The organism is Saliniramus sp., assembly GCF_035311605.1.
GTDB lineage: Bacteria > Pseudomonadota > Alphaproteobacteria > Rhizobiales > Beijerinckiaceae > Saliniramus.
The window spans coordinates 1-6,455 of sequence record NZ_DATGCW010000371.1 but is presented as its reverse complement, the minus strand read 5'-3'; the positions used below and the strand labels follow the sequence as shown (position 1 = coordinate 6,455).

Below are 6,455 nucleotides of genomic sequence, written 5' to 3'. Positions count from 1 at the left end.
TGATGTCGTACCAGCGCATGCCCTGGACGCCAGTGACGATACCGGTGCTCTTGCCCTCGGCTTCGAGGATCGGGCCCTGTTCGATATGCAGTTCGAACATGGCTGAAAATTCTGTTTCGCCGACCGGCACATCGCCGCGATAGCCGATCTCTTCGAGCGCCTCACGCAGGCTTACCCCGTGGCGATCGGTGATCGCCTCCGCCATGTCGGGCGTGTAGAGCCCCGCATGCACGCCGGCGCCGAGCATGGAGGGGGCAAAGCGCGCGCCTTCCTCGTTGGTCCAGTTGACGAGCATGAGCGGCGCGTTCGTCTCGTAGCCGAGATCGTGCAGCGTGCGCAGCACTTCAAGGCCGGCGAGCACACCGAGCACGCCATCGAACTTGCCGCCGGTGGGCTGCGTGTCGAGATGGCTGCCCATGGCGATCGGCGCCACATCGCTGCGCTTGCCCGGGCGCACGGCGAACATGTTGCCCATCGTGTCGATGCCGACGCTGCAGCCGAGCGTCTCGCATTCCGCACGGAACCAGTCGCGGATCTGCCGATCGAGATCGGTCAGGGTGACACGGCAAATGCCGCCCTTCGGCGTACCACCAATCTGCGCCGTCTCCATCAGCGTATCCCAGAGGCGTTGTGGATCGATGGTGAGATTCTGCATGCCGACGGCCCCCGTGCTGATCGTATGCGGCGCAGGTTCAGGCGCGTTTCGCCTGCCCGCAAGGTGAAGCTTGGAGGAAGGGGCCTGTGCGTTCATGCACTATCGTCTGACTTGTCGCGGCGCGGCATGAATTGGTTAAATGCTTCGGTAAGCGTGGGGCGCAAATGAGATGGACACAATCTGTCTCAAATTGTACTCAACAGGCCGAGCTTAGGGTGGAGTACGAGCGATGGCGTTTTTCGTGCACTGGTGCCTGCTGAACCGCGAGGGGCGGATCCTCGAAAGCGGCTGTTTCGATGCCAGTTTCGCGCGCCGCGACGGCGCCGTCCGTTTCGTTCTCGACCGGCTGGAAGCCGCACCGCATTATGGTTTCTGCGCTGGTCAGGATTACTGGTGGCTGTCGGGAGCGCGCGATGGCGGGCTCGAAACCCGGATCTGGATCGATGCAGGCGCAACTACTTGCGTGCAGCGTGTCGATGCAGGTGTGGTTTGAACGGCTTATGCCGCCACCGCGTTCTCACGCACGAGACGCACGCCGGCGATCTTCCAGCTGCCATCGGGTTGCTGTTCCATTGTATACAGCGCTAGCCAGGCCTGACCGTTCGCATCGATCAGGATGACTTCCTGTACCGGCCCCTGCGGCGTCTGGCGCAAGGCACCGAAGTCCCGGCTGCGCGGGCGATAGACCGGCGGATAACCCTGGCGCACCATACCCATGAAACGCTCTTCGCCAGGAAACAGGCGCTGAATTCCGGGCGCTGCGAAGCTGTAGGCGCGCTGCGCGTCGTCGGCGAGAAAGGCGTCGAGCTGGCGCGTGATGACGTTCCGGATGGCCAGGTTCTCCCCGGCTTCCTGTGCGATAGCCGCAGGGGATTGAATGAGGCCGCACAGCAGCACCAGGGCCGCGAGGATGTTTGCAAGTTGCCGCATCGTCGTCTCCTCTTGCGTAGCGTTGCGCAGATGGCGCGCTTGAAACGTCGATCGGCTACCAGGGCAGGCGCTCGCCGCGATAATCAAAGAAGCCGCCGCTTTCCTCACTGGTTAGCCCGTCGATCACGGCCAGCATCTCGTTGACCGCGACATCCGGCTCGCGCACATTCAGGCCGCTCTTGGCGAAGGGTTGAGTCAGCGGCGAATGCACGGTGCCCGGATGCATGGCGACGCAAAGCGCCTCGCGCCAGCGCCGGCCCAGTTCGATGGAGGCGCAGCGCATGATCTGGTTGAGCGCCGCTTTCGAGGCGCGGTAGGAATACCAGCCGCCGATGCGGTTATCGCCGATGGAGCCGACGCGGGCGGAGAGCGTGACGAAGGCCGCCTTGCCCTCGCGCGGCAGGAGTGGCAACAGATGCTGCATCAGCAGGGCCGGACCGATGGCGTTCACGGCGTAGGAATAGGCCATGTGGCCGGCATCAAGATCGCGCCACGACTTTTCCGGCATGCGTTCCTCGTCATGCAGAAACCCCGTCGCGTCGATGACGAGGCGGATGCGCTCGCCCTTGAGGCTGCTCGCGAAATCGGCGATGGCGCAGGGATCAAGCAGGTCTAATGCGACATCGTTGCTGCGCGCGGCGGCAACCACCCGGCTGAAGCGTCCGGACGCTTCAAGCGCGCGCACGAAGGCGGCGCCGATGCCGCCGGTCGCGCCGGCAACGACGGCGATGCCGTCATCGGGAAAGGAGGTGAGGGCGTCGTTGCGTTGTACCATCACCGCGACATATCGCGGTGTGGCTTCAAGGCAAGATCTTCAGTGCGAAGGGCACTGCCTTCGGGCCGTGCGACCGCTCCTCAGTTCGCACCGAAAGCCGAGCGGATCAGCCATTGCTGCGCGGCCACCGGGCTATCGTTCTTCGGACGTGCGGGCTCATCCGTCGAGATCAGCTTGTCCAGATGCAGGATACGCGCATGCAGGCGCACGGAATGCCCGATCAGATCCTTCAGGCGCGGGGGCAGGGAGGAGGTATCGAAGACGGGGCTTGCCGGCTCGGGCTTGGTGAGGCGTACCCGGGTCTGCTCCTGCAATGCCTGTTCCGGTGAGATCTCACCCTCGGCCACGGCGCGCTGAACCAGGAGCCACGACGCGATCTGCATCAGACGGGTGGTGAGCCGCATGCTCTCGCTGGCATAAGTCAGCGATACCTGGCGCGACAGCAGCCGCGATTCCTCGCGCCCGTCACCGTCGAGATAGGCCGCCGTCTCCTCGACGAGTCCCATGCCTTCGCTGAACAGAGCGCGGAACGCCTCCGAACCGACGAAGTTGCGTCCGAAATCGACCGGATCGCCTTCTTCCCGAAAAGTGATGTCCGCGTTCATGTCTCGCCTCCTGCATTGCGCATTGTCGTGTCCTGTCCCAAACGAAAACGCCGGGACGCGGTTCATGCGGAACGAGGCAAAACTAACGCCGAATGCCGGAGGGCGCGCTGTTTACATTAGGTTAGGGTTAACGCTGTGGATGAATCAAAAAAAGAGCCGCCGGGAAGGCGGCTCTGAAGTCTCAACAGGGAGGCGTCAAACAGAGTGGACAGGAGCCACTCGACATCCAGAAGACTGGAATATCCGATTCATAAACCGGAAAGCTTAAGGAGTGGTTAACGCCTCGTTTCCAATTGAGATTCATTGCGCGAAAATGACACATGGCCAAGCTTACGCCTTGAATACGGCATCCGCTGCTGATTTTGACGCCTGCTTTTCCGCGCGCATCTGCTCCAGCCGCGTGATCTCCTGCCGCAGGACCGCAATCCGCTCGTCGATCTCCTCGATCGACAATGTCGAAAGATCCTGGCCGATGACGTGATTGCGAGCCTGCGCCTGGGGGCGCACGGTCTCGTCCGCGAATGGATCGAATGCCATGGCCGTCTCCTCTGCTTGCCGTATTCTGCCCACAGGGTAAGCCACATGACCCGCGCTTGCCAATGCCGTCGGGGCATGCGACCCCCGATCAGCGACCTGAAACCGGGCGAGCCGGCACGAAAAGCCGGTATCAGACGAGGAGAAAGCCATGACACATCCCGCAACCATGCGTGCCGTCATCGCCGATGGCGGCGGCGGTCCAGAGGTCCTGAAACTGGTCGAACGCCCCGTTCCGCAGCCCGGGCAAGGCGAAATTCTGGTTCGCGTTCATGCGGGCGGGATCAACCGCCCTGATGTATTCCAGCGGCTCGGCAATTATCCGCCGCCGCCGGGCGCCTCTGATATTCTCGGGCTCGAAATCGCCGGCGAGGTCGTGGCCTGCGGCGAGGGTGCGACGGATTTCGCGCCTGGTGACCGGGTGATGGCGCTGGTCGCTTCCGGCGGTTACGCGGAGTACGCCGTGGTGGCGCAGGACAATGCGATCCCCGTGCCGCAAGGCCTCTCCATGGTCGAGGCCGGGGCGATCCCGGAGACCTATTTCACTGTCTGGACCAACATGTTCGATCGCGGCGGCCTCCAGCCCGGTGAGACCGTGCTGATCCATGGCGGCTCGTCGGGTATCGGCACGACGGCGATCCAGCTCGCCAAGGCTTTCGGTGCGACAGTGTTCGTCACCGCCGGCTCGCAGGAGAAATGCGCAGCCTGCCTGAAACTCGGCGCCGATCGCGCGATCAATTACCGCGATGAGGACTTCGTCGCGGTGGCCAAGGAGGCGACGGATGGCAAGGGTGTGCCGCTGATCATCGACATGGTGGGCGGCGATTATATCGGGCGCAATTACGACGCCGCTGCGATCGAGGGCCGCATCGTGCAGATCGCCTTCCTGAAGGGCGGCAAGGCCGAGGTCGATTTCCGCCGCCTGATGGTCAAGCGTCTGCACCATACCGGCTCGACCCTTCGCCCGCGCTCGGTGGCGCAGAAGGCTGAGATCGCGCATTCCCTGCGCGAGAAGGTCGTACCGCTCCTCGCCGAGGGACGCTGCAAGCCGATCATCGATTCCACCTTCAAGCTGGAAGATGTCTCCAAGGCACATGCGCGGATGGATTCGAGCGCGCATATAGGCAAGATCGTGCTGACGATGGCGGATTGAGTTCCGTTACGCCCCCAATAATCCAAACACATCCAAAACCTGTCTACGCAAGATCAGAATCAACGGAATCAACTCTGAACAGGTTCTTCTTGAATTAAGTCAAGTCAGCTGCTCGCCGCTTTTGGAAGCAGCTGACTTGATCCGAGTTACTCTGTGGGCCTGCCAAAAACGAATGAAGACGAATTCGCACGTGGATTGATCTGGGCTTCACCTGCGGGAACTTTCCGGTCAGGGAGCGAAGCATGATAGTTTGACTGGAAGCTTCCGGACATAATCCCCAAGCGCGCATCAACGCCGGTATTTCCGGGGTAATCACCTGCATGAGCGCTGCCACCGAACACCAAGTATTTTTCGTCCTCGGCGAGCTCGCTCATGTGGCCTTGAATAACCTGTGTCCAGTGCGGGTTCGAGGTTTCGAGACGGTCATCGCCGGAGAACGGGACATCGATCCCAACAACCTCGATTCCCTGCTGGCGGGCTGCGTCTATGACGTCGATAACCGAATCGATCCAGCCAGGGCCCTTGTCCCAGCCCGGGTGCAGGTAGTCGATTAATTCGCTTCTGTCGCCGGTTTCCATGAACCGATTCAGGATATCCTGATCTGCTGAGTCGATCATTTCGATGAAAAAGACGCCGACACCCTCGTTGCGGAATTGTGGCATGTTCGTCTGGAGAAATTCCGTGATGTATGTATCTCCATGAAGGTCGCCAATCATGAACCCCTGCGCTTGTTCCAGACCATAGCGAATTGCCGCCATCGGCCCGCCTTCGATGATTCCGCGCTCGTCGGTGGCCAGATCCGGTCCCGCGACCGGTCGGGTATGTCTCTGGGCAATCAGCGGCGAAGATGCAGAAGAGTCGGCACGATCTCTATGAAGGATCATGTCCCGAGGCGTGGTGTAGCTGCCGGGTGGCCAGCGACGATATCCGGCAGGACCGGAACACGCGTCAGTCCCCGAGGACCGGGAGGCTGACGGTCTCATTATCGCCCATTGCGGCGATGGTTTCCAGAGAGATGTAGCGGGCACGCTGCAAGGGTTTTGCTCCGCACCACTCATCGTTCTGTTCGAGAAGGATCGCGCCGACGAGACGGGTGATGGCCGCTTCGTTTGGGAAGATGCCTACGACGTCGGTGCGTCGCTTGATTTCACCGTTCAAACGTTCGAGCGGGTTCGTTGAATGCAACTTCGTGCGATGCTGCTGCGGAAAGCTCATATAGGCGAGAACGTCGTGCTCGGCCTCGTCCATCAGTGCCGCGAGCTTCGGCACCTTGGGCCTGAGCTGATCGGCGACGAGACGCCACTGCCGGCTCGCCTTCTCGGCATCGTCCTGCGCAAATGCTGTTGCGACGAAGGCCGAGACGACACGCCGTCCGCTGCGTCCGGCATGGGCCAGAATATTACGCATGAAGTGGACGCGGCACCTTTGCCAGGTGGCCGTCAGCACCTTCGAGACGGCGGCCTTGATGCCTTCATGAGCATCAGAAACGACAAGCTTGACCCCACGCAGGCCCCGCCTCGCGAGCTTGCGCAGAAAGGCGGTCCAGAAAGTCTCGGCCTCCGACGGGCCGATATCCATGCCCAGTACCTCCCGGCGACCATCATTGTTGACGCCCACGGCAACAGTCACGGCGACGGAGACGATCCGGCCAATATCCGCCCACTTGCGCACGAACCTTCACATAGGTGGCGTCGATCCACAGATATGGCCAGTCCCCCTCGATCGGGCGTTCGAGGAAGGCTTTCACCCGCTCGTCGATCTCCTCGCAGAGCCGCGAGACCTGGCTCTTGGATATGCCGCTCA

8 protein-coding genes and 1 pseudogene are annotated in these 6,455 nt (G+C 61.8%); 2 read left to right on the top strand and 7 right to left on the bottom strand.

The features are described 5' to 3' along the window. Positions 1–655 (bottom strand): Zn-dependent hydrolase (locus tag VKP01_RS16465; protein WP_324414226.1); only part of this gene is annotated, 655 nt, incomplete at its 3' end. A 229-nt stretch (positions 656–884) separates the two neighbouring features. Here VKP01_RS16465 and VKP01_RS16460 point away from each other — a divergent pair. Then, positions 885–1,148 carry a hypothetical protein gene (locus tag VKP01_RS16460; protein ID WP_324414224.1) on the top strand — a complete coding sequence of 88 codons (264 nt, stop codon included), beginning with the start codon at positions 885–887 and terminating at the stop codon, positions 1,146–1,148. 5 nt (positions 1,149–1,153) lie between these two features. Here the strand turns inward: VKP01_RS16460 and VKP01_RS16455 are convergent, their stop codons facing one another. The 4 genes from VKP01_RS16455 to VKP01_RS16440 form a co-directional block, all read right to left on the bottom strand. Beyond that, positions 1,154–1,585, bottom strand: a complete 432-nt coding sequence (locus tag VKP01_RS16455) for a DUF4864 domain-containing protein (protein WP_324414222.1) — start codon at positions 1,583–1,585, stop codon at positions 1,154–1,156. Positions 1,586–1,640: 55 nt separating this feature from the next. Next, complete coding sequence (locus VKP01_RS16450) at positions 1,641–2,360, bottom strand: SDR family NAD(P)-dependent oxidoreductase (RefSeq protein WP_324414221.1); 720 nt, start codon at positions 2,358–2,360, stop codon at positions 1,641–1,643. Positions 2,361–2,440: 80 nt separating this feature from the next. Continuing rightward, positions 2,441–2,965 (bottom strand): DUF1465 family protein, encoded by a 525-nt coding sequence (locus tag VKP01_RS16445; RefSeq protein WP_324414219.1) that lies wholly within the window; start codon positions 2,963–2,965, stop codon positions 2,441–2,443. 330 nt (positions 2,966–3,295) lie between these two features. Then, positions 3,296–3,502, bottom strand: coding sequence for a DUF1192 domain-containing protein (locus tag VKP01_RS16440; protein ID WP_324414217.1), 207 nt, complete (start codon positions 3,500–3,502; stop codon positions 3,296–3,298). Positions 3,503–3,650: 148 nt separating this feature from the next. Between VKP01_RS16440 and VKP01_RS16435 the strand changes: the two genes are divergently transcribed. Further along, positions 3,651–4,652, top strand: coding sequence for an NAD(P)H-quinone oxidoreductase (locus tag VKP01_RS16435; RefSeq protein WP_324414215.1), 1,002 nt, complete (start codon positions 3,651–3,653; stop codon positions 4,650–4,652). A gap of 146 nt (positions 4,653–4,798) precedes the next feature. Here VKP01_RS16435 and VKP01_RS16430 read toward each other — a convergent pair whose 3' ends face one another. Together VKP01_RS16430 and VKP01_RS16425 are read right to left on the bottom strand one after the other, a co-directional pair. Further along, positions 4,799–5,536, bottom strand: a complete 738-nt coding sequence (locus tag VKP01_RS16430) for a hypothetical protein (protein ID WP_324414213.1) — start codon at positions 5,534–5,536, stop codon at positions 4,799–4,801. Positions 5,537–5,600: 64 nt separating this feature from the next. Then, positions 5,601–6,455, bottom strand: a pseudogene (locus tag VKP01_RS16425) (IS256 family transposase); the annotation flags it as partial.